We start from the raw sequence: 19,296 nt of genomic DNA, 5'->3' as shown, positions 1-19,296 counted from the left end.
ATCTCGTACGCTAGCCGACTGTGGCGCTGAACACTTCTGCCGCGCCCCACCGGGCATGCACCGCAACCACCGGATCCGCCGCCGGTACCCATACCGACGCGCCGCGTTCGAGGATCAACTCCGTGTTCCCGTCGTCGAGCGCGACGCGACCGTCGGTGCACAAGACTATCTGGGGTCCTGCGCTGTCCAGCTTCACCGAGCTTCCGTCGGCCAGCGTCGACCTGGACAGAGCGAACTCCGGGGCCGGAGTGTCGTAGCGCACGGGCAGTTCGACCGAATCGAGGGCCGGATCGAGCACGGTCACCTCGGCCGGCTCGAAGTCCAGTACGCGCAGCAATTCCGGTACGTCGACGTGCTTGGGCGTCAGACCGCCTCGAAGTACGTTGTCGGAGTTGGCCATGATCTCCACACCGGTACCCGACAGGTACGCGTGCAGGTTGCCCGCAGCGAGGAAAAGACCCTGCCCCGGGTTCAGGGTGACACGGTTCAACAGCATCGCCGCGAGAACACCCGCGTCGCCCGGATAGGACTCACCGAGCTCGAGCAACGTCCTGGCCTCGGCGACGAACTTGCCCCCATCCTCCTGCGCGCGCGTCGACAGGTACTGGACCAGACCATCGGCCACGAGGGGCAGCAACGCATCGAGCGCGGGGCCGGGCAGGGTGATCCACGACGTGAACACGGTGCGCAGTCCGGCTTGATCGGGCTGGTCGGCGAGCAGCGAACGGTAGACGGACAGCGCCTCGACACCGAGCGCATCCATGAACTCCACGGTCTGCCGTGGGCACCGGAAGCCTGCGAGCGCATGGAATTCGGTCAACGCCACGATCAGCTCGGGCTTGTGGCTGGCGTCGCGATAGTTGCGGACCGGCGAATCGATCGGGACGCGCAGTTCTTCCTCGCGCGCGAAGCCTTCCTTCGCTTGCGCGGCGCTCGGGTGGGCCTGCAGCGACAGGGGCTCGTCCGCCGCGAGCAGCTTGAGCAGGAACGGCAGCCGTCCCTCGTACGTCTCCGCGGTATCGGCGCCCAGCTCGCGTACCGGGTCCTCGTCGATTCGCGTCAGCAGCGACTGTTTCGACGAACCGTCGCCGACGTGTGCCGGATCGGCGGGATGGGCACCGAGCCAGATCTCCGCTTCCGGATGTTCCGACGGCACCGTGTGCCCGCGCAGCTCCGCGAGCGACGTCCGCGACCCCCACGCATACGACCTGACTGCCCCGTGCAGGAAATGCACTACCTACCGCCCATCACATGTAGATACGCGGCGGCCATTTCCAACCGCGTCGCCAACAACGTCATAGCTCCCAGTTCGCCCAGGTTCACGGCTTCGATGTCGGGCGTCCGGTCCTCCGGCACTCGCCGACCGGCTTCGGAGTACCCGGACGTCCGCGGATCGAACATCGTGGTGTCCGCGGACAACACGAGCGCGTCCGGGACTGCTGCGGTCCGCCGTTCCGTCAGCGCGACCGCGTCCGGCGGGGAGCACACCACCACCCGTACCGGTGGCTGGGGTCGCGGCCCGTCCAGTTGCTCGTCGTGGAACAACGGGTCGTACGACGCGCCACTGTCGGTGGCGGCAGACCGTCCGGCAGCGACGGCGGCGAACACGACGTCGCCGAGTTCTCCCGTGGCGCTCACGACGCCCGCTGCTCGGAACAACACCTCGCCGGCGTGACGGGCGATCTCGACCGCCACTGGACTGGATCCGGTCAGTACCACCCGCGCCCCCGAAATTCGCGCCGCCAGGGACTTCGCAGGGTTGTGGAACACCTCGTGCGTCGGGTGATTCCGCGCCGCTTCTGCGTCGAGGAGATCGGCCACGACGTCGAGGTCGGGCAGCAACTGCCGGTAGGCACCGTCGGCGAGAGTGCCGAGGACTGCGATACCCGCAGCCAGATAACGCATGATCGTATTGTGTTCTCGCACTGCGATTTTCGGTGGAACGAACACTGCTCGACCTGCAGCCGCCGACCGCAACGGCCCTTCGTCCGGCGTCACGAGCACGGTCTCGGCACCGCGTCGCACCGCGGCCGCCGTCGACTCCGCGAGCCTCGGGTCTCCCGCATCGTCACCGCTGACGAGCACGACGTCCAAGGGCCCCACCCATGGCGGTGTCCCTGGTGCGTGCACGAGCGGAACTCCGATTCGCGAGCCGAGAGCGGCGACGAGAACGGATGCCGCCCGTCCGGCTCTACCGTCGCCGCAGACGAACACGACGCTGCGGGGACGCAGATCGCGCAGCCGATCGGACACCGATTCGACGACGGCGGTCGAGGTGGCCCGAGCCTGAGCTCCCGCCAGGGCTGCGCTACGAAGAACACCGTCGACGTCGGCGGCGACCAGAGCGTCGGAGTCGTCGAGATCGAACAGGGGCGACGCGGCAGTCATGATCCGTCGACACCGTCCTCTCCTCGTCGAACTCGCTCGTTCACTCTTTCGGTCCGATCTACTCGTTCACTATTCCAGTCAGGCTCGCACCACGCCGAGTATCTCGGAGGTCAATGCGTCGACCTCCTCGCTCGTGCGGGCTTCGACGTTCAGCCGCAGCAGTGGCTCGGTGTTTGACGCACGGAGATTGAACCAGGCACCGTCTTTCAGGTCGACGGTGACGCCGTCCAAGCGATCGACTGCGCTGGTGCGATCGGCGAACGCGTCGAGCACAGCGGCGGTTCGTTCGGCTGCGTCGGCGACCGTCGAGTTGATCTCGCCCGACGCCGCGTACGTCTCGTAGGACTGCATCAGCTCCGACAGGGGACGGTCCTGCGAGCCCAGCGCGGCCAGCACGTGCAGCGCGGCAAGCATGCCGGAATCCGCACCCCAGAAATCGCGGAAATAGTAGTGCGCCGAGTGCTCGCCACCGAAGATCGCTCCGGTTTCGGCCATCTGCTGCTTGATGAACGAGTGGCCGACGCGGGTGCGTACGGGCGTGCCACCGAGCTCGGTGACCAGTTCCGGCACAGCGCGCGACGTGATCAGGTTGTGGATGACCGTCGCGCCGGGCTCCTTGGCGAGCTCGCGTTCGGCAACGAGCGACGTCACCGCGGACGGAGACACCGGATCGCCCTTCTCGTCGACGACGAAGCACCGGTCCGCGTCACCGTCGAACGCGAGTCCGATGTCGGCGCCCGTCTCGACGACGAACTTCTGCAGATCCTTCAGGTTCTCGGGATCGAGCGGGTTGGCTTCGTGGTTCGGGAAGGTTCCGTCGAGCTCGAAGTACAGCGGTTCGACGGTGACGGGCAGCGACCCCAGAACCGCTGGAACCGTGTGTCCGCCCATGCCGTTGGCAGCGTCGACCGCGATCTTGACGCCGGACACCTTCGTCAGGTCGACCAGTTCACGCACGAACGCCGCGTACTCGTCGAGAACGTCGCGCTCCGATATCGTTCCCGGCTCACCTTCGTAGGCGGGGATGCCGTCGACCAGTTCGGCTTTGATCTTGTCCAGGCCGCTGTCCTGACCGACGGGCTTCGCGCCGGCTCGGCACAACTTGATGCCGTTGTACTGCGCGGGATTGTGGCTGGCGGTGAACATCGCACCGGGGCACTCCAGAAGACCGGATGCGAAGTACAGCTGGTCCGTCGACGCCAGTCCGATCAGGACGACATCCAATCCCTGCGCGGTGACGCCCTCGGCGAACGCCCGTGACAATTCGGGAGACGAAGGACGCATGTCGTGGCCGACGACGACGCGGTCGGTCGAGCCGTCCCGCACCAATCTGGCGAATGCTGCACCGACGTCACGTACGAACTCGACGTCGATCTGCTCACCCACCACCCCTCGCACGTCGTAAGCCTTGATGACCGCGTTGACGGACTCGGTAGTTCGTGCCACGAACGACTCCTCGTGATGTGGGTGGGGCGAACGGTCCAGAATTGGATGCGACGATCGAACTCGATCTAAACATCGAACTCGATCACGAATCTTCCACAACCGGGCGAACGGGGCGCGTCGAACTCACCGAGTTGTGATCGAAAGTATGCGAAACACGCTCGCGCAGAACAACTGGCGGCGAGCAGAGACGCAGCGAAGTCAGGTCAGGACGTCGGGTCCGGCAGTACGCGCAGATGTCCGCGGCGACCCGTGCGCGCGGGCGGCGGCGTCGGTCGATCCTCGGAGTCCTCTCGACGAGCATGGCGCCCCTCGGACTGAGTGCTCACCTCGTCCGTACGCGGGCGATCGCCGCGGCCGGCCTCGCGGACGGCCTCGGCGAGAGCGGTCAGATCGTCCTCGTCGGGCGAGGTGGAGGAGTAACCGCCCTCGTAGCGGACGAGCTCCCAGCCCTTCGGAGCCGTCGTGGTCGAGGCATGCACTTCACACAGGTCCCACGAATGCGGCTCGTCCACGGTGGCGAGAGGTCCGACGACCGCGGTCGAATCGGAGTAGACATACGTGAGCGTCGCAACGGCCGAACGACTACACCCCGGTCGGCAGCATCCACGCAGTGATCTCACATGCGAGAGACTACCTCCCCCGCTCCGGCCGACCCCTCGACACACCGCGAATCACCGAAGATAACCTCACGGTATGGCCAGAACGGGTTCCGGACACACATCACGATCCGCCGAACGACGCGGTCGCGGGATCCGCGGACCGATTATCCCCCCGGATCTGCCGGGCCATCGCACACGCGCCGACCGCTTCGATCGTGCCGTGCTCGAGGCGTTCGCACGCATCGACCACCGACTGCACGAACGCCTCGAACGTCTCGACATCGCGGTCGACGAGGTCCCGAAGATAAGAGCGATCGACCCGGACTCGATCGATTGGCCACCGGAGGTGGTGGCAGAGGGGCCGGTTCCGCTGTCGCGGCTGGTGCCCGCAGGAATAGACCGGCGCGGAGAGACGACACGCGCCCGGATCGTTCTTTTTCGACGCCCACTCGAACGTCGCGCCCAGCACCCCGAGGATCTAGAGGATCTGCTCTACGAGGTGTTGGTCGAACAGGTCGCAACCTACCTCGGCGTCGAACCCGAGGTCGTCGACCCGGAATTCGACGACGACATGTAGGCCCCGCCGACGGTCGGCGGCTGATCAGACGATGCCGCGCTTGAGCCTTCTACGCTCGCGCTCGGACAGTCCACCCCAGATTCCGAAGCGCTCGTCGTTCGCCAGCGCGTATTCGAGGCACTCGCCCTTGACCTCACAGCCGAGGCAGATGCGCTTCGCCTCGCGAGTGGATCCACCCTTCTCCGGGAAGAACGCTTCGGGATCGGTCTGAGCGCACAGTGCACGCTCCTGCCACTGATCCTCGATCTCCTCGAACATCTGATCGAAGCCGGCGATCAGACTCAGAAGCGGCTTCTCCGGTGCGCGCGACGAGATCTCGTCACCGTCGAAGTCGACGAGGTCGTCGTCGCCTCCGTCTTCGGCTCCGTCATCGTCAATCGAATCGGTTGCCGCAGAATCGCTTTCGTCGATCACCGCGGCCGCGAGATACGCGGCGCCCGCGTCGACCGGCGTCACGTCCGGCGACGGAGCCACGGACACCGAGGTGGCGTCCGCACCTGCGTCGGCGGTCGTGCCGATCGAGATGTCGATCATGTTGTCGTCGCAGCCGCGTGATGCTGCGCCTGCTTCGGAATCGGTCTGCGGCGCGTGGTTGACTGCGCTGAGGTGAGCACCGGTTTCGCCCCGTGTTTCACGTGTCACGTGCTGGTCGTACATCGCTTCCGCCTCCTCACCTTCGAATAGCGCAGAAAATTCGGTCGGTTCCGAATACCTTGCCCCGCGCCGGTATTCGCTGCCACCCAACGAACCCTCGACCTTTACTACACGTCCCGACGCGATGCCGCCACATGGGAACGCGTGTTCGAATCCAGGGCCACTCCAACGAAATTCGTCGAACGATCGTGGAATGACATACATGTGATTAGACACGCCGGACACCGCTGCGGTCAAGCTGATCGACGATATTCCAATACCATCTTCGGCTCGAATTCGGCACCCTCCCCGAATCGGCGAGCGTCGTCAGCGTGTCGCAGGTGTTCGCGCGTGGAGCGAGCGCCGGACTCGATCCACGAGGCACTCGCCTACCCACGGTTCACGCGCACGGCCTAGGCTTCGACCTTGTGAAAGTTACTGTCTTGGTCGGAGGCGTGGGCGGAGCCCGGTTCTTGCAGGGTGTGAAATCCCTTCTCGGGGAGGACGACGAGATCACCGCGATCGTCAATGTCGGTGACGACGTGTGGATGCACGGGTTGCGCATCTGCCCCGATCTGGACACGTGCATGTACACGCTCGGCGGCGGGATCGACACCGAGCGCGGATGGGGCCGCGTCGCGGAAACGTGGCATGCACGAGACGAACTCGCCGCCTATGGAGCCGACCCGGATTGGTTCGGCCTCGGTGACCGTGACATCGCGACGCATCTCATCAGGTCCAGAATGTTGCGCACCGGATACCCGTTGTCGGCCGTCACCGAAGCTCTCTGCAACAGATGGAAGCCGGGGTTGCGTCTACTGCCGGTGACCGACGACCGAAGCGAGACGCACGTCGTCGTCACCGATCCCGAGGATCCGAGCGGTGAATCGCACCGCGCAATTCACTTCCAGGAGTGGTGGGTTCGCTACCGCGCACAGATCGAGACACACAGCTTCGCGCACATCGGGGCCGAACAGGCAAGTCCCGCACCGGGAGTGCTCGAGGCGATCGCCGACGCGGATGCCGTGATCCTCGCGCCGTCGAATCCCGTCGTGAGCGTCGGAGCGATTCTCGCGGTGCCCGGCATTCGCAGCGCGTTGCGCACGACGGCTGCGAAAGTAGTCGGCCTGTCCCCCATCGTCGACGACAAACCGCTGCGCGGAATGGCCGACGAATGCTTGTCCGTGATCGACGTCGAGACCACCGCGGAAGCCGTCGGAAAGTATTACGGTGCACGGTCGGACACGGGAATCCTCGACGGCTGGTTGATTCACTCGACCGACACGGCAACGATTCCAGGCGTCGACGTCCGCAGTGTTCCACTGTTGATGACCGATCCCGAGACGACCGCACGGATGGCTGCAGCCGCCTTGCACTGCGCGGGGGTGGACCTGTGAATTCTTCAGTGCCGCAGGACCATTCACCAGGCGGCCGCATCGAGGTCATCCCGGTACCGGGTCTTCCCGAGTTCCGACCGGGCGACGACCTCGCGGGCGCGATCGCCCGCAGCGCCCCCTGGCTTCGCGACGGCGACGTCCTTGTCGTGACGAGCAAGGTGTTCTCCAAGGTCGAGGGCCGACTGGTCGACGCGCCGATCGATCCGGACGAGAGGGACGCCGCCCGACGCCGCCTCGTCGATCAGGAAGCAGTACGCGTCGTCGCACGCAAGGGCCGCACGCTCATCACCGAGAACCGACTCGGGATCGTGCAGGCGGCGTCGGGAATCGACGGATCGAACGTCGATCGCGCGGAACTCGCTCTGCTGCCTGAGAATCCGGATGCGAGTGCGGCAGCGTTGAGATCCGCACTCGTCGGCTCGCTCGGTGTGACCGTCGCCGTCGTCGTCACCGACACGATGGGTAGGGCGTGGCGCATCGGTCAGACCGACGTCGCGATCGGAGCCGCCGGACTCGCCGTCGTCCACGCGTACGCGGGCGCCGAGGACAGCCAAGGGAACGAACTCGTCGTCACCGAAGTGGCGGTCGCCGACGAGATCGCCGCAGCCGGAGACCTCGTCAAGGGCAAGCTCGGTTCGGTCCCGGTCGCCGTCGTTCGCGGTCTCGCACCCATGGACGACGGTTCCGTCGCACGTGACCTCGTCAGACCGGGCGAGGAGGACCTGTTCTGGCTCGGTACCGCCGAGTCGATCGACAAGGGCAGGCGCGACGCACTGCTGCTGCGTCGTTCGGTCCGGTCGTTCACCGACGAGCCCGTGAACGCCGACGACATCAGAGATGCCGTCGGCGACGCGTTGACCGCACCCGCACCGCATCACACGCATCCCGTTCGCTTCGTGTGGGTGCGAACGCCCGCGCTTCGTGCCCGGTTGCTCGGCGAGATGAAGGAGAAGTGGAAGCAGGATCTACGCGCCGACGGGTGGTCCGAGGAGCGCATCGAGACGCGCACCTCCCGCGGAGACATCCTGTTCGACGCTCCGGAATTGGTCATTCCGTTCTGTGTGCCGGACGGTGCGCACTCCTATCCCGACGAACGCCGCACCCGCGCCGAGGACACCATGTTCACGGTCGCGGTCGGTGCGGCCGTGCAGGGACTTCTGGTCTCGCTCGCGGTCCGCGGCCTCGGAAGCTGCTGGGTCGGCTCGACCATCTTCGCCTCCGACCTCGTCCGTACCGAGCTGGGTCTGCGGGCGGACTGGAAAGCCATGGGCGCCATCGCGATCGGGCATCCACAGGAGGAACTGACACCGCGCGACCCCCGCACGCCCGGAAACGAACTGATGGAGATCTGACGTGTCCGTCACCGATGAGGCTCTCGCACTGCACGATTCGGCAGTCGACGTACTGAACGCATGGAACACCGAGGCGTGGCACGAGGATTCGCTCCGTCACACGATGCTCGCGTTCCTTGCCAGCAATCCGAACGGGTGCATGCGCGCCAACGAGGCGGGACACATCACCGCCTCGTCGTTGGTGCTGGACGCGTCGGGAAAGAACGTTCTGCTGACGCTGCATCCGCGAGTCGGACGGTGGATCCAGCTCGGCGGTCACTGCGAGGAGTCGGACAGCTCCGTCGTCGACGCGGCGCTACGGGAGGCACGCGAAGAGTCCGGTATCGGCGATCTGGACATCGACGCGCACTTGCTCTCCGCGCACACACATCCCATCACGTGCTCGCTGGGGAAGCCGACGCGTCACCTCGACCTGCGATTCCTGGTGCGCGCGCCGGAAGGTGCTCGGGCGGTGCGCAGCGAGGAGTCGACCGATCTGCGGTGGTGGCCGGTCGACGCTCTCCCCGAGTCCGCCGAGGCGGACACGATCGCCCATCTCGTCGGACTCGCGGAGAAACGTTAGACGTCGGTGGAGAACCTGACTCCACCGTCGGGGAGCTTTACGCCCGGCCACACCCTGGCGCCGCGCAGTAGCTCGCAGCGTGCGCCGATGTCGGCACCGTCGCCGATGACACCGTCTCGCACGAGCGCGCGAGGTCCGATGCGGGCACCGAAACCGATGATGGATCGCTCCACGACCGCACCGGCTTCGACCACTGCGCCGTCGAAGACGACCGCGCCGTCCAGGCGGGCACCCGCTCCGACCTCCGCGCCGCGGCCGACGACCGTGCCACCGATCAGCAACGCACCGGGTGCGACGCCTGCGCTCGGGTGCACGAGCGATTCCCCGCGCGTACCGGTGAGCGCGGGCGACGGCGCGATGCCGCGCACGAGATCCGAGGAGCCTTTGACGAAGTCCTCGGGCGTTCCCATGTCACGCCAGTACGCGGTGTCGACGTGCCCGTAGACGCGCTTGTCCTCGGCGAGCAGTGCTGGGAAGACCTCACGCTCGACCGACACGGGACGGTCGTGCGGAATCTTCTCGATGATCTCGCGACGGAAGACGTAGCAGCCGGCGTTGATCTGATCGGTCGGCGGATCCTGAGTTTTCTCGAGGAACGCCGTGACGCGGCCGTCCTCGTCCGTCGGGACGCAACCGAACGCACGAGGATCACCGACGCGAACGAGATGGAGCGTCACATCGGCTTCGGTGCGCTGGTGAGTGTCCAACACTGCGGTGAGGTCGGTGCCGCCCAGGACGTCGCCGTTGAACACCATGACGTTGTCCGCACGGAGGCGAGGCAGCACGTTCCTGATGCCACCGCCGGTTCCCATCGGTTCCGTTTCGGTGACGTACTCGATCTCCATGCCGAGCGACGAGCCGTCCCCGAAATGCTCTTCGAAGACTTCGGCTTTGAACGACGTGCCGAGCACGACGTGGTCGATACCCGCATCTTTGATGCGAGCCAACAGATGGTGCAGGAACGGCAGACCTGCCGTGGGAAGCATGGGCTTCGGAGCCGACAGGGTCAGCGGCCGAAGCCGAGTCCCCTTGCCGCCTACCAGGATAACGGCGTCAGTGTTACTTCCCGCCTCAGCTGACATCATCGGCCTCTCTCTTGTCGTCGATCTGTCGCTGTCGAAGTGCCGCAGCCACAACCACCTTCGAGCGCACGGCCAATCCGGCGCGTAGCGCCCATCGTAGGGGAGCTTGCCACAGATGCGGGTTACGATCTGCCTGAAATCGATAAGCGCTCGCGTGGTGCGCCGGGAGCATCAACTCCGGATGTCTGCCTGCTGCATGGCCTTTGGAATGGGTGACTTCCACGCTCGGCACATATACATTCAGCCATCCGGCCGTTCCGAGCCGGTCGCCCAGGTCGACGTCCTCCATATACATGAAATAACGGGAATCGAACCCGTTCACGGAGTCGAATGCGGCGCGTCTGAGCAGAAGGCACGAGCCGGACAGCCAGCCCACTGTTCGCTCGGTCACAGCTTCGTTGTCCTGTCGGTACTGCTGCGTCCACGGATTCCCGGCCCAGATCTTTCCGAGCAACGCATGCCCCGCACCCGACGTCAGGTTCGGCACCGCGCGTGCGGACGGGTAGCGGCTGCCGTCGGGTTCGCGAATCAGCGGGCCGAGCGCACCGGCCCGCGGCCAGCGCTCCGCGGCCTCGAGCAGACCGTCGAGCGCACCGGGGTGCCACTTGACGTCCGGGTTGACGACGGCGATGAACTCGACACTGTCGTCGATCTCCGCGACGGCACGATTGACCGCTCCGCCGTAGCCCAGATTCGCGCCGGTCCGGAACAGCCTGGCGTGCGGGTACTTGACCGCAGCGGCTTCGGGACTGCCGTCGGTCGAGCCGTTGTCGGCCATGATGACCAGCGGTTTCTCGTCCGTTGCCGTGTCCAGGGACTCGAGGAACTGGTCCAGGTATTTACCGGGCGAATAGGTCACCGTCACGACGGCCAGCTTGGAACTCACGCGGCAAGACTAGCGGTAGCTCCGTGTCAGGCCCGGGCGCCGACCGCGCGGAGAGCGTCGTCCAGAGCGTCACGCCAGTCGCGGAGCGGTGTCAGCCCTGCCCGCTCCCATTCCGCCCCGGACAGCACGGAGTAGCTGGGCCGCGGAGCCGGACGGACGAACTCGGCGCTCGAACACGGCCTCACACGGTCGGGGTCGGCTCCGACGCCTGCGAAGACCGCGCGTGCCAGGTCGTACCACGTCGCCGTGCCCGAGTTGGTGAGATGGAGGATCGGCCCGGCCGGGCGCGGCGCCGTCGCCAGTTCGAGCAGTCCGCCGGCCAGGTCACGTGCGTAGGTGGGTGATCCGGTCTGATCGTCTACGACGGTCACCGTCTCGCGCTCGCGTTCCAGACGTCGCATCGTCGACACGAAGTCCGCGCCGTCGCCGGTGTACACCCAGGCGGTACGAACGACGGACGCCGACGGCAACGCGCGCAGGACGGCATGCTCCCCCGCGAGCTTCGTTCGGCCGTAGGCGCTGCGGGGTCCGGTGGCGGCGTCGGTCTCGTACGGGGCGTCGGCGCTCCCGTCGAACACGTAATCGGTGGACACGTGAATCAGCGTCGCCGATGCCCGCGCGCAGGCCTCCGCGAGATTTCTCGGCCCGTGCGCGTTGACGGCGAGTGCGCGCTCGAAGTCCGTCTCGGCGGCGTCGACGGCGGTGTACGCCGCGCAGTTGACGACCACCGACCCGGGTTCGACGGCGTCGGCTACTGACGTCGCGTCGGTGATGTCCAGGTCGCCGCTGGTCACCCCGATCACGCGATCGACATCACTGCGATCGCCTGCGAGGGCCACCACCTGACGTCCCAACTGTCCCCCGGCACCGGTCACAAGGATGTTCACCACAGTTGCAAAGTGTGGCACGCCGTCGCTGCCTGAGCGAAGCAGTGAGATTTCACAAGTAGCCTGGTTCCTCGGGACGACGGAGGAAACGCCGAACGAAAGAGGTCACCAGGTGTCACGAGAGTCAGATGCGTCGGGGAGAGATCCACGCTCCCGTGTGCGACGCAGCGAGCCTCGTGGACGCGGTGAATCTCGAGGACGCGGTGAATCTCGAGTGCGCGGTGAATCCCGCAGGCGCAGCGATGCAGGCGAGCCCGGTGCGCCCGGTGCGCCCGGACGCCCCGACTCACGCGCCGAACGGGTACGCAGGCCTCGGCGCGACGCCGCCCCACTCTCGGGGACCACAGGGGCGAGCAGGCTCAAACCGCCACAGGTTCTCGTCGCCGCCGTGTCGGTCGTGGTCCTCGTGGTCACCGGATTCGCGTGGCGCAGCGTCGACAGCCTTCGATCGAACATCGCGTCCGCGGGCGCTCTCGGCCTCGGCGGCGGCGCGGACGGCGCCGTCGACATTCTGATGGTCGGCACCGACAGCCGCACCGACGCGCACGGCAACGCGTTGTCGCAGAGCGAGCTCGACTCCTTGCGTGCAGGCGAGGAGGTGGCGTCGAACACCGACACGATCGTGCTGATCCGCGTCCCCAACGACGGCTCGTCGGCCACGGCGATCTCGATACCGCGTGACTCCTACGTCGAGGTGCCCGGTATCGGCAAGTCGAAGATCAACGCCGCGTACGGTGCGACGAAGGAGAACAAGCGCCTGGAACTGGTGAATCAGGGCGTGTCCGACTCCGACGCGGAGACCCAGTCCACCGAAGCCGGCCGCGAGGCACTGATCGAGTCGGTGGCCGACCTGACCGGCATCACCGTCGACCATTACGCGGAGGTCGGTCTGCTCGGGTTCGTTCTTCTCACCGATGCCGTGGGCGGCGTCGACGTCTGTTTGAACGCGCCCGTCGACGAACCGATGTCCGGTGCGAATTTCCCTGCGGGAGAACAGACCCTGTCCGGCTCCGATGCACTGAGCTTCGTCCGCCAGCGGCACGGTCTGCCCCGCGGCGACCTCGATCGCATCGTGCGGCAACAGGTGTTCATGGCCTCGCTGGTGCGCAGCGTGCTGAGCGCGAAGACGCTCAGCAACCCGTCCAAGTTGGGTCAGCTGAGCGCCGCGGTGCAGCGGTCGGTCGTCCTCGACTCCGATTGGGACATACTGCAATTCGCGACGCGGCTGCAGGACCTCGCCGGTGGCAAGGTCAAGTTCGAGACCATCCCCGCCGTCGACATCAACGGCTCGACCGAGTACGGCGAGTCCATCGTCGAGGTCGATCCCGCCGCCGTGAAGAAGTACGTCGAAGGACTGCTCGACGGCACCGCGGACGAGCCGGAGTCGACGACGGAACCCGAAGCGCCCCAGATCGATCCGTCGTCGGTGACCGTCGACGTCGCCAACGACAGCGGCATAGACGGACTCGCCAACGGCGTCGCGAGTTCGCTCGGATCGCTGGGCTACGGCAACGGAACCGTCGGCAACTACGAGGGAACATCGGTGTCCACCAGCACGGTTCAGGCCGCCGACCCCGACAGCGACGCCGCGAAGGCGGTGTCGGCCGCGCTCGGCGGGATCGACATCACCTCCGACGACACGCTGACCGACGACACCGTCCGAGTCGTCCTGGCGTCGGACTACTCGGGCCCCGGCGCGGGCGGATCCACGACGACGACCACGACGACCGACCAGCTCGCCGCGTCGGGCGGTGAATCGCCTGCTCCCCCGATCGATGCGGGCTCGACCGGCCCCGCCTGCGTGAACTGAGCCGATCGCACCGTCTCCGATAGGGTGGCACTCGTGGCTGCGACTCTGACCGAGAAACTGCTCGACCCGATTCTCCGCACGGATCCCGCGGGTCCGCGCGTGACGTTCTACGACGACGCGACCGGTGAGCGCATCGAGGTCTCCGCGGTCACGCTGGCGAACTGGGCGGCCAAGACCGCCAATCTGCTTCGTGACGAGATCGGGCTGCAGCCGGGTGCGAAGGTCAGCGTGTTGTTGCCTGCTCATTGGCAGACTGCGGCCGTGCTGCTCGGTGCATGGTGGGCAGGCGCCGAGGTGGTACTCACTGCCGATCCCGACGCGGAAGTTGCTCTCGTACACGGTAACCGGGTCGACGACGCCGGCGACATCCCGGAGATTCTCGCGCTGTCCCTCGATGCTTTCGGCAAGCCGGTCGCCGATCTTCCCGTCGGCGTCACCGACTATGCGACGTCGGTACGCGTCCACGGCGATCAGTTCCGTCCGTCGGGTGACGGCCCGGCCCTGGCCGGCCGGCCGGTCGACGAGGTCCTCGCTGCAGCTCGTGCTCGGGCAGAAACACATTCGCTCGCGGTAGGCGACCGCGTGCTGTCGTCGCTGTCGTGGGGCACGCCCGACGAGCTGATCGACGGTCTGCTGTCGGTGCTGGTCGCCGGGGCGTCGCTCGTGCAGGTCTCGAACCCGGACTCCTCGAAGCTCGAACGGCGCACTGCCACCGAGAAAGTCACGAAGACTCTGGGCTAGAACCTCGGGGGCTTGCCTTTGTACCCACCGTCGCCCAGCCCGGCTTCGATTTCGTACTTGTTCGACGCGCCGGGATGCCTGACCTCTTCGACGAGGTATCGGACTGCGAACAGCACCCCGTAGCGCGCCCACTGGTCGGCGTGGACACTCTCGTGACGCAACACCGCGCGCGAGGTGTTGGTGCGCGTCAGATAGACCCCGCCGATCGTTGTTCCGCCGCGGCCGAATCCACCGCGCATGCCCGACGCGACGAACAGACGGTGGTCGTCGTCGAACGCGATCTTCCCGCGCCACAGGCGGGCATAGCCGAGCGCGACGTAGGTCGCGACGAGCGATCCGATGCTGCCGCGTGATGCGCTCCGCACCCGTGCGTGCATAGTTGGCCTCCGTTGCGACTGTTCACGCACAGGCGCGCAGCGCAGCTATCCCAGCAGCTTCGCGCGTAGCGCTTCGTCCTTCTCCAGGACCATCTGTTCGAGACCGGCCTGGAACTGCTCGATGCGCGCGCGCAGCGCCGGATCGCTCGCGCCGAGGATGCGCGCGGCAAGCAGTCCGGCGTTGCGCGCACCGCCGATCGACACCGTCGCCACCGGGATGCCCGCGGGCATCTGGACGATCGACAGCAGTGAATCCATTCCGTCCAGGTACTTCAACGGAACGGGAACACCGATGACCGGCAACGGCGTCGCCGACGCGACCATGCCGGGCAGATGCGCAGCACCGCCTGCGCCCGCGATGATGACCTGCAGGCCACGCGAGGCAGCGCTCGTCGCGTAGTCGTGCATGCGCTGGGGCGTGCGGTGCGCCGACACGACGCCGACCTCGAATCGAATATCGAACTCGGCCAACGCTTCTGCGGCGGCCTCCATGACCGGCCAGTCGGAGTCGCTGCCCATGATCAGGCCGACCTGCGGGCCCTGTCCTGCGTCAGTCATTGCTGTGGGGATCCCATCCGTCGGTCCATACGGCGTGCGACATCCAGTGCGCCGCACGCTCTGCCTTCTCGCGCACTGCGGCAACGTATTCGGCGTCGCTCAGGCTGCCCTTCGCCGCTCCGAGCACGTTGACGTGTCCGATCTTGCGGTCCTTGCGTTCGCCCTTGCCGTACAGGTGCACCTTGGCGTCGGGCATGCGTGCGAACAGGTGGTGCAGGCGTTCGTCCATCGACATCTCGGGCGCCTCGGGAGCGCCGAGAATGTTGGCCATGACGGTGACCGGGGCCAACGGCGTCGTGTCGCCGAGCGGGTAGTCGAGCACGGCTCGCAGGTGCTGCTCGAACTGCGATGTGCGGCAACCGTCCATGCTCCAGTGCCCGGAATTGTGGGGGCGCATCGCGAGTTCGTTGACGAGGATCTTGCCGTCCTTCGTCTCGAACAGCTCGACCGCCATGGCGCCGACGACGCCGAGTTCCGCGGCCAGCCCGAGCGCGAGCCGCTCGGCGTCGAGTGCAACGTCCTCGTCGAGCGCGGGCGCGGGCGCGATGACGACGGCGCACTGCCCGTCCCGCTGCACCGTCTCGACGACGGGCCAGGCGGCACCTTGACCGAACGGCGACCGTCCGACCATCGCCGAAAGCTCACGGGCGAGATCGACCTTCTCCTCGACCATCAGCGGAACGCCGAGGTCGAGCTGCCGCTGCACGATCTGTTCGGCTTCGTCCGAGTCCGCCGGCATCCAGACGCCGCGGCCGTCGTATCCGCCGCGGATGGACTTGATGACGACGGGCCAGCCGTGTTCGTCACCGAACTTCGTCACGTCACCGGCCCACGTGATCTCCGCGAACGCGGGCATGGGGGCGCCCAGCTCACCGAGCTTGCGACGCATCTTCAACTTGTCCTGCGCGTAGATCAACGCCGTCGGCGGCGGCTGCACGTTGACACCCTCGGCGACGAGTGCGTCGAGGTGCTCGGTCGGAACGTGCTCGTGGTCGAACGTCAACGCGTTGGATCCGGTCGCGGCCGATCGCAACGCGTTCAAGTCGTCGTGATGGCCGAGAACGACGTCGGCGCTGACCTGGGCCGCCGGCTCGTCGGCACCGGCCGACAGAACGCGCAGAGTCTGGCCGAGTTCGATCGCAGCCTGATGCGTCATGCGCGCGAGCTGTCCCCCGCCGATCATCGTGACGACGGGCATACCGGTCGTCGACGAGCGTGGAGGAGTGGGGCGCGGAGATTGACCAGTCACGGCTTCCTATCGTGTCATGCGAGCGGTGTCCGGCAGGCACCAGTCCCCCGCGACTCTCTGAGAGATCGCTGATGATCTGCGCGCCGGTTCGCTCGAATCGCACTACGTTTCGTAGACTCCTTCGTTGTGCCTCTGATCGACAATGTGATTCATCGCCTGCCCGGACCGGTTCGGGACCTCGCGATTCGTCACAGCGAACTCATCAAGTTCGCCATCGTCGGCGGTACCACCATGGTCTTCGACCTGGCGATCTTCTACTCGCTCAGTCTGACGATCCTCGAGCCCAAACCCGTGGTCGCCAAGGTCATCTCCGGCGTCATGGCGACCATTCTCAGCTACATCCTCAACCGTGAGTGGGCGTTCAAGAACCGCGGCGGTCGCGAACGTCATCACGAGGCACTTCTGTTCTTCGCGATCAGCGGTATCGGTGTGATCCTCGCCGCTGCACCGCTCTTCATCGCCAACAATCTCTTCGACATTCGCGAAGGTCACACCAGCCTGACGATGCTGGTCATTCTCGACTTCGTGCTCAACTACATCATCGGCAACCTGTTGCAGATGGCCTTCCGCTTCTGGGCACTGCGAAAGTTCGCGTTTCCGGACGAGAACGCTCGCGGCGCGGCCGCCGGGTCCACCGACTACGACCCGACGCCCGAGGAAGCAGCCGAGGAACAACTCGGCCACAGCTGAGCCACCGCTAACGCGGCTCCCTCACCTGAGTCGGCCCGCTGCGCATCACCGACTCGCGAAACGCCGGGAGAAACACCGAGAACAGCGCCGGCTTGCGCCGCTGCAGTTCGAGTCGCCCTCCGTCTGCTTCGACGAGCGCACGCGCCAACGCCAATCCGACGCCGGTCGAACCGGCACCCGAGAAGCCACGGTCGAAGATGTGCGGCGCGAGTTCGTCGCTGACGCCTGCCCCTTCGTCGGACACCTCGACGCACACCAGCGGCTCGCGCCTGCGTTCGGCAGTCTCGAGTGCCGGGACGAGCCGTACCGCCACCGTGCAGGTGCCACCGCCGTGGGACAGCGCGTTGTCGACGAGCACCGACACCGCTTCGCGGAGACGAGATCCGGTCACCGATGCCGTCAGTTCTGCGTCACCCTTGAGTACGAGAGTGCGACCCACGTCGTCGAAGTTCGGTTGCCACTCCCCGACCACGCCGGAAAGTTCGGCGATGACGGGGACCTCCTGTGCGCCGGGCGCACCGTCGCTGCGGGACGAACGGACCAGTTCGTCGATCGCCAAGGTGAGCCGGTCGACCTGAGCCATCGCTTCCTCGGCCTCGCCGACGACGTCGGGGTCGTGGTGCGTCGACAGCTCGTCGAGGCGCAGCCGCACCGCCGTCAGACGACTGCGTAGCTGGTGCGACACGTCGGCCACGAGCGCATGCTCGCGCTGAAGCCTGCCCGCGATCTCGACTGTCGCCGCGTCGAGCACGTCGGACACGCGATCGAGTTCGGCGATGCCGTGCCGCGTCGAATCGGGACGGAAGTCGCCCTCGGCGAGGCGAGCCGCGCGGCCCGCGACGTCACGTAGCGGGTCGGACAAGCGTTTCGCTGTCAGCACGGCGATGGCAGTGCCGGTCAGGATCGAGGCCAACACGAGAAGACCGACCGCGCCGACGGCTTGCTTCTGCAGCGTTCGCATGTCGTCCGACGGCACTTCGAGGCGCAACGAACCGGACGTTCCCATCGACAGCGACTCGACGAGCGGACGCGGGACGAACGACTCACCGATGTCGACGCGCGACGCCGCGTCCTGAGGCGTCGGATACACGACGACGAGCCGGCCACCCTGCGGGATGGCCAGACGCAGCGAGCCGATGTCGAGCTCACCCTGGACCATGCCGGTGTCTGCTTCCTGAGACAGGATTTCCGACGCCATCCTGTCCAGTCGGCGCTGCAGGTCGTCGCGAGTGAAATCCTCGACCCACAGCCACGCGGTGTACATCAGGGGCAGACCGAGCAGAAGGGCCGTGATGATGACGACGGCCAGGATCGACTGCAGTATGCGGCGACGCATGTGCTTCTTCTAGTCGTTGTTGATGCGGAACCCGACGCCACGGACCGTGGCGATTCGACGCTCTGCAACGGGCCCTTCGTCGCCGATCTTCCGGCGTAGCCACGACATGTGCATGTCGAGAGTCTTCGAGCCGCGCAGTTCGGCGTCGCCCCACACCTCGCGCAGGATGGTCTCGCGGGAGACGACCTGACCCGCATGGTCGAGCAGAACCTTCAGCAGTTCGTATTCCTTGTTGGCGAGCGAGATCTCGGTGCCGCCCACGAGAACGCGTCGGGCAGCCGGCTCGAGCCTGATCGATCCGACCTCGACAGGCGAGTCCTCGCCGGGGCCGCGTCGGCGCAGCAGTGCCCGGACTCGGGCCATCAATTCCGCGAGCCGGAAAGGCTTTCCGACGTAATCGTCGGCGCCCGCGTCGAGCCCCACGACGAAGTCGACCTCGTCCGTACGCGCGGTGAGCATGAGCACCGCGAGTTCGGATTTGTTCGCGCGCACCTGACGGCACACTTCCAGACCGTCCATGCCGGGCAGACCGAGGTCGAGGATCAACAGGTCGTAGTTGCCGTCGAGTGCTCGTTGCAACGCGGCAGGACCGGTCTGCTCGACCGTCACCGTGTAGCCCTCACGGGTGAGGGCGCGCGAGAGCGGGGCCGCGATAGCTTCGTCGTCTTCTGCCAAGAGCACATCGGTCACGAATGCAAGCCTACGGTTCGATTCTGTGAGAACGGT

General features: G+C 66.4%; 20 protein-coding genes. 7 read left to right on the top strand and 13 right to left on the bottom strand.

The annotated features are described in order from the left end of the window. Positions 1-10 precede the first annotated feature (10 nt). The 4 genes from manA to HQ354_RS12440 form a co-directional block, all read right to left on the bottom strand. Positions 11-1,234 (bottom strand): mannose-6-phosphate isomerase, class I, encoded by a 1,224-nt coding sequence (gene manA, locus HQ354_RS12455; protein WP_167675855.1) that lies wholly within the window; start codon positions 1,232-1,234, stop codon positions 11-13. After that, a complete protein-coding gene (locus HQ354_RS12450) occupies positions 1,234-2,388 on the bottom strand; it encodes a tobH protein (protein ID WP_167675857.1) in 1,155 nt (384 codons plus the stop codon). Before HQ354_RS12450 ends, manA begins: the two co-directional genes overlap by 1 nt. Positions 2,389-2,466: 78 nt before the next feature. After that, on the bottom strand, positions 2,467-3,834 hold the full coding sequence (locus HQ354_RS12445) for a phosphomannomutase/phosphoglucomutase (protein ID WP_068421524.1): 1,368 nt from the start codon (positions 3,832-3,834) through the stop codon (positions 2,467-2,469). 203 nt (positions 3,835-4,037) lie between these two features. Next, entirely contained in the window at positions 4,038-4,454 is a 417-nt protein-coding gene (locus tag HQ354_RS12440; protein WP_174551350.1) for a DUF3499 domain-containing protein, read from the bottom strand. A gap of 73 nt (positions 4,455-4,527) precedes the next feature. Here HQ354_RS12440 and HQ354_RS12435 point away from each other — a divergent pair, with 73 nt between their 5' ends. Beyond that, the gene (locus HQ354_RS12435) at positions 4,528-5,010 is read left to right on the top strand and encodes a metallopeptidase family protein (RefSeq protein WP_068421527.1); all 483 of its coding nucleotides are present in this window, start codon (positions 4,528-4,530) and stop codon (positions 5,008-5,010) included. 24 nt (positions 5,011-5,034) lie between these two features. Here HQ354_RS12435 and HQ354_RS12430 read toward each other — a convergent pair whose 3' ends face one another. Continuing rightward, the gene (locus HQ354_RS12430; RefSeq protein WP_222634804.1) at positions 5,035-5,268 is read right to left on the bottom strand and encodes a WhiB family transcriptional regulator; all 234 of its coding nucleotides are present in this window, start codon (positions 5,266-5,268) and stop codon (positions 5,035-5,037) included. 803 nt (positions 5,269-6,071) lie between these two features. Here HQ354_RS12430 and cofD point away from each other — a divergent pair. The 3 genes from cofD to HQ354_RS12415 all read left to right on the top strand — a co-directional run bounded on the left by cofD (position 6,072) and on the right by HQ354_RS12415 (position 8,954). Further along, positions 6,072-7,040, top strand: a complete 969-nt coding sequence (gene cofD, locus HQ354_RS12425) for a 2-phospho-L-lactate transferase (RefSeq protein WP_167675859.1) — start codon at positions 6,072-6,074, stop codon at positions 7,038-7,040. Next, positions 7,037-8,392, top strand: a complete 1,356-nt coding sequence (locus tag HQ354_RS12420) for a coenzyme F420-0:L-glutamate ligase (protein WP_222634785.1) — start codon at positions 7,037-7,039, stop codon at positions 8,390-8,392. Before cofD ends, HQ354_RS12420 begins: the two co-directional genes overlap by 4 nt. 103 nt (positions 8,393-8,495) lie before the next feature. Then, positions 8,496-8,954: an NUDIX hydrolase gene (locus HQ354_RS12415; protein WP_084423551.1), complete on the top strand. Its 459-nt coding sequence runs from the start codon at positions 8,496-8,498 to the stop codon at positions 8,952-8,954. On the opposite strand, the gene HQ354_RS12410 is transcribed toward HQ354_RS12415, so the two are convergent. From HQ354_RS12410 to rfbD, 3 genes are read right to left on the bottom strand one after another with little or no spacing between them, the layout of a single operon-like run. Beyond that, entirely contained in the window at positions 8,951-10,036 is a 1,086-nt protein-coding gene (locus HQ354_RS12410; protein ID WP_068421652.1) for a sugar phosphate nucleotidyltransferase, read from the bottom strand. The two genes, HQ354_RS12415 and HQ354_RS12410, sit on opposite strands and share 4 nt — an antisense overlap. Continuing rightward, a complete protein-coding gene (locus HQ354_RS12405; protein WP_222634786.1) occupies positions 10,026-10,922 on the bottom strand; it encodes a glycosyltransferase family 2 protein in 897 nt (298 codons plus the stop codon). Before HQ354_RS12405 ends, HQ354_RS12410 begins: the two co-directional genes overlap by 11 nt. 26 nt (positions 10,923-10,948) lie before the next feature. After that, positions 10,949-11,812, bottom strand: coding sequence for a dTDP-4-dehydrorhamnose reductase (gene rfbD, locus HQ354_RS12400; RefSeq protein WP_222634787.1), 864 nt, complete (start codon positions 11,810-11,812; stop codon positions 10,949-10,951). A gap of 385 nt (positions 11,813-12,197) precedes the next feature. Here rfbD and HQ354_RS12395 point away from each other — a divergent pair, with 385 nt between their 5' ends. Next, positions 12,198-13,619 carry an LCP family protein gene (locus HQ354_RS12395; protein ID WP_068421545.1) on the top strand — a complete coding sequence of 474 codons (1,422 nt, stop codon included), beginning with the start codon at positions 12,198-12,200 and terminating at the stop codon, positions 13,617-13,619. A gap of 33 nt (positions 13,620-13,652) precedes the next feature. After that, positions 13,653-14,360, top strand: a complete 708-nt coding sequence (locus HQ354_RS12390; RefSeq protein WP_222634788.1) for a TIGR03089 family protein — start codon at positions 13,653-13,655, stop codon at positions 14,358-14,360. Here HQ354_RS12390 and HQ354_RS12385 read toward each other — a convergent pair. Genes HQ354_RS12385 through HQ354_RS12375 form a run of 3 tightly spaced genes read right to left on the bottom strand, consistent with a single transcriptional unit; the run spans position 14,357 to position 16,544 of the window. Then, complete coding sequence (locus HQ354_RS12385) at positions 14,357-14,737, bottom strand: hypothetical protein (RefSeq protein WP_222634789.1); 381 nt, start codon at positions 14,735-14,737, stop codon at positions 14,357-14,359. The genes HQ354_RS12390 and HQ354_RS12385 overlap by 4 nt on opposite strands. A 45-nt stretch (positions 14,738-14,782) precedes the next feature. After that, positions 14,783-15,295, bottom strand: a complete 513-nt coding sequence (purE, locus tag HQ354_RS12380) for a 5-(carboxyamino)imidazole ribonucleotide mutase (protein WP_222634790.1) — start codon at positions 15,293-15,295, stop codon at positions 14,783-14,785. Next, entirely contained in the window at positions 15,288-16,544 is a 1,257-nt protein-coding gene (locus HQ354_RS12375; RefSeq protein WP_222634791.1) for a 5-(carboxyamino)imidazole ribonucleotide synthase, read from the bottom strand. Before HQ354_RS12375 ends, purE begins: the two co-directional genes overlap by 8 nt. 126 nt (positions 16,545-16,670) lie before the next feature. Here HQ354_RS12375 and HQ354_RS12370 point away from each other — a divergent pair, with 126 nt between their 5' ends. Then, on the top strand, positions 16,671-17,234 hold the full coding sequence (locus tag HQ354_RS12370; protein ID WP_068421556.1) for a GtrA family protein: 564 nt from the start codon (positions 16,671-16,673) through the stop codon (positions 17,232-17,234). Positions 17,235-17,241: 7 nt separating this feature from the next. Here the strand turns inward: HQ354_RS12370 and HQ354_RS12365 are convergent, their stop codons facing one another. Together HQ354_RS12365 and HQ354_RS12360 are read right to left on the bottom strand one after the other, a co-directional pair. Further along, complete coding sequence (locus tag HQ354_RS12365; protein WP_222634792.1) at positions 17,242-18,570, bottom strand: ATP-binding protein; 1,329 nt, start codon at positions 18,568-18,570, stop codon at positions 17,242-17,244. A 9-nt stretch (positions 18,571-18,579) separates the two neighbouring features. Further along, entirely contained in the window at positions 18,580-19,260 is a 681-nt protein-coding gene (locus HQ354_RS12360) for a response regulator transcription factor (protein ID WP_068421561.1), read from the bottom strand. Positions 19,261-19,296: the final 36 nt, after the last annotated feature.

Source organism: Rhodococcus sp. BP-261 (assembly GCF_019835205.1).
In the GTDB taxonomy this organism is placed as follows: Bacteria; Actinomycetota; Actinomycetes; order Mycobacteriales; family Mycobacteriaceae; genus Rhodococcoides; species Rhodococcoides kyotonensis_B.
Note: the sequence above shows the minus strand (reverse complement) of the source record. Positions and strands in the feature narration are given on the sequence as shown.

Coding starts and splice junctions, on each gene's coding strand:
- HQ354_RS12450 (WP_167675857.1), bottom strand. CDS start 2,388: ATGACTGCCGCGTCGCCCCTGTTCGATCTCGACGACTCCGACGCTCTG.
- HQ354_RS12430 (WP_222634804.1), bottom strand. CDS start 5,268: ATGTTCGAGGAGATCGAGGATCAGTGGCAGGAGCGTGCACTGTGCGCT.
- HQ354_RS12365 (WP_222634792.1), bottom strand. CDS start 18,570: ATGCGTCGCCGCATACTGCAGTCGATCCTGGCCGTCGTCATCATCACG.
- purE (WP_222634790.1), bottom strand. CDS start 15,295: ATGACTGACGCAGGACAGGGCCCGCAGGTCGGCCTGATCATGGGCAGC.
- HQ354_RS12415 (WP_084423551.1), top strand. CDS start 8,496: ATGCTCGCGTTCCTTGCCAGCAATCCGAACGGGTGCATGCGCGCCAAC.
- HQ354_RS12410 (WP_068421652.1), bottom strand. CDS start 10,036: ATGTCAGCTGAGGCGGGAAGTAACACTGACGCCGTTATCCTGGTAGGC.
- HQ354_RS12435 (WP_068421527.1), top strand. CDS start 4,528: ATGGCCAGAACGGGTTCCGGACACACATCACGATCCGCCGAACGACGC.
- HQ354_RS12385 (WP_222634789.1), bottom strand. CDS start 14,737: ATGCACGCACGGGTGCGGAGCGCATCACGCGGCAGCATCGGATCGCTC.